Source organism: Buchnera aphidicola (Pemphigus obesinymphae) (assembly GCF_026122815.1).
GTDB classification, from domain to species: Bacteria; Pseudomonadota; Gammaproteobacteria; order Enterobacterales; family Enterobacteriaceae; genus Buchnera_C; species Buchnera_C aphidicola_BJ.
On sequence record NZ_JAIWQW010000085.1, the window covers coordinates 1 to 476 of the forward strand.

General features: G+C 29.2%; 1 protein-coding gene. It reads left to right on the forward strand.

Going from position 1 to position 476, the window contains the following annotated elements:
• Positions 1-476, forward strand: a 476-nt coding sequence (locus LDP10_RS03210; protein WP_265197284.1) for a GTP-binding protein, incomplete at both ends; no start/stop codon positions are given.

Sequence of the window (476 nt, forward strand, 5' to 3'; positions counted from 1 at the left end):
CGGAAGTAGAAAAAAGAAGAACTTTCGCAATTATTTCTCATCCAGATTCTGGGAAAACAACTATAACTGAAAAAATATTGTTGTTAGGAAAAGTAATTCATAAATCTGGTACCGTTAAAGCTAGAGGTTCCGGAACGTACGTTACATCTGATTGGATGAAAATTGAAAAAAAGAGAGGTATTTCTATTACCAGCTCTGTCATGCAATTTTATTACAAATTTCATTTAATTAATTTGTTAGATACCCCAGGTCATCAAGATTTTTCAGAAGATACTTATCGTATTATTACTGCAGTGGATTGTTGTTTAATGATTATTGATGCAGCTAAAGGAGTAGAAGAAAGAACTAAAAAATTAATTAATATAACCCGATTAAGAAATACACCTATCATTACTTTCATTAATAAATTGGATAGAGATGCTAAAGATCCCATAGAGTTATTTGATGATATTGAAAACAAATTAAAAATATCTTGT